Source organism: Parasphingorhabdus sp. (assembly GCF_036964675.1).
Classification (GTDB): domain Bacteria; phylum Pseudomonadota; class Alphaproteobacteria; order Sphingomonadales; family Sphingomonadaceae; genus Parasphingorhabdus.
In genome coordinates, this window is record NZ_JBALTF010000134.1 from 1 (window position 1) to 2149 (window position 2149).

3 protein-coding genes are annotated in these 2149 nt (G+C 58.5%); all 3 read left to right on the forward strand.

Going from position 1 to position 2149, the window contains the following annotated elements:
* On the forward strand, positions 1–798 hold a 798-nt coding region (locus V7665_RS13510), incomplete at its 5' end, for a ribose-phosphate pyrophosphokinase (RefSeq protein ID WP_335665055.1).
* A 34-nt stretch (positions 799–832) separates the two neighbouring features.
* Positions 833–1240 carry a hypothetical protein gene (locus tag V7665_RS13515; protein ID WP_335665056.1) on the forward strand — a complete coding sequence of 136 codons (408 nt, stop codon included), beginning with the start codon at positions 833–835 and terminating at the stop codon, positions 1238–1240.
* The gene (gene hisN / locus V7665_RS13520) at positions 1237–2016 is read left to right on the forward strand and encodes a histidinol-phosphatase (protein ID WP_335665057.1); all 780 of its coding nucleotides are present in this window, start codon (positions 1237–1239) and stop codon (positions 2014–2016) included. Before V7665_RS13515 ends, hisN begins: the two co-directional genes overlap by 4 nt.
* Positions 2017–2149 lie beyond the last annotated feature (133 nt).

The window sequence follows — 2149 nt, forward strand, 5'->3', positions numbered from 1 at the left end:
GGCGAAGATGTATTTGTCGTTCAGTCGACCAGCCATCCGGCCAATGACAATCTGATGGAATTGCTGATCAGCATCGACGCCCTGCGCCGGGCTTCGGCCAAGCGCATCACAGCGGTCATCCCCTATTTCGGCTATGCCCGGCAGGACCGGAAACCGGGACCACGGACACCAATATCAGCCAAGCTGGTCGCCAACCTGATTACCGAAGCAGGCGCGGACCGGGTACTCACCGTTGATCTCCATGCCGGACAAATCCAGGGCTTTTTCGATATCCCGACCGACAATCTCTTTGGCGCCCCGGTGATCAGCGAAGATATCATCAAGCGCCATAGCGACAAGGATATCATGGTTGTTTCTCCCGATGTCGGCGGCGTGGTTCGCGCCCGGGCATTGGCAAAGCGGCTCGACAATGCGCCGCTCGCAATCGTCGACAAACGCCGCGAGCAGGCCGGCGTTTCCGAAGTCATGAACATCATCGGCGACGTCAAAGGCCGCTTCTGTGTGATGATCGACGATATTGCCGACAGCGCCGGCACGCTCTGCAACGCAGCCGATGCCCTGATCGCGGCGGGCGCAACCGATGTCGCCGCCTATATCACCCACGGCGTTCTCTCCGGCAAAGCGGTAGAGCGGGTCAACGCCTCTTCGCTGCGCAAGCTGATCATCACAGACACCATTCGCACACCGCAATCGGCGCTCGATTCCGACAAGATCCGGGTGCTTCCAATTGCGCCGCTGCTTGGCGAAGCGATAAAGCGAATCGCGGATGAAAGTTCGGTCAGCAGCCTGTGGGACTAGTCCCGACGGCATTTTCCAATTTCAGGAGACGGCAATGCCCAGTTTCGAACTTCTGCTGAAATATCGCATTCATATCGCAATATTGGCGATCTTCATCTCGCTATTTGCCTGGGCCACCGAATGGGCGGACTGGGTTTATGTCTGTCCTTATTGCCGCGTCCAGAGAACGGTCATCGGACTGCTCGGCTTGTTGCTTCTCGCCAATCCCTTGCACTGGCTCAACCGGTGGATAGCATCGACCCTTGCCGTGCTGGGGCTGATCGTCGGCGGGATGCAGCATTTCAACGGCTGGAAAAAGATCATGTCCGGCGAATTTTCCTGGGGCGACTATTGGTATGCCAATGCCTGGGTGCTGTCCGGCTGCGCCCTTTTCATCATCACCGGGCTGATTCTCTACCTATGGGCCTGGCGACCAGCGCCTTCAACAATGGACGAGCAATGACACCTAAAGACATCGAGTTTGCGCAAAAACTGGCAGAAGCGGCTGGCGAAGCGATCCGTCCGTTCTTCCGCGCCAAATTCGAGCAGGAAGCCAAGAGCGATTCAACCCCCGTCACCGAAGCGGACCGCGCAGCGGAAGCGGCGATGCGGAAGATCATCGAAGCCGAACGGCCCGATGACGGCATTATCGGCGAGGAATATGGCCCGCGCAACGAAGGCGCTTCACGCCAATGGGTGCTCGACCCGATTGACGGCACCACCAGCTTCATTGCCGGCCGGCCGATTTTCGGTACCCTGATCGCGCTGATGCAGGAAGGCTTTCCGCTGATCGGGATTATCGACCAGCCGATTGCCAGAGAACGCTGGATCGGGGTTATCGGCCGCCCGACAACATTCAATGGCAAGCCGGCAAAATCCGTGCGCTGCCGGGAACTCAAGGACGCCGTCCTCGCCACCACCTCACCGCATTTGTTCGACGAGCATGATGCCGAGCATTTCATGGGCCTGGCCAGCAAGGTCGCGCCGCGCAAGATCATCTATGGCGGCGATTGCTATAATTACGGCCTGGTCGCCAGCGGCCATGTCGATGTGGTCTGCGAGGCGGGCCTGAAACTGCATGACTTTGCCGCCCTCGCCCCGATCATCGAGGGTGCCGGCGGCATGATGTGCGACTGGAACGGCGAACCGCTGCACGCCGAATCAGACGGCCATGTGCTGGCGATCGGAGATCAGGCGCGGGTGGATGATGTGCTGGAGGCGCTTGCTTGCCATCATTGATTGAATATGCATCGCAATAAAACTTGCATTTCAGGCGAATCTAGCTATTGCCGCCGTTCCGATGTGACGCTCTGGCCAGTGTTGGGCTGCCACAAGTGTCCGTAACGGTAACTTCTAAAGGAGACCAAAATGC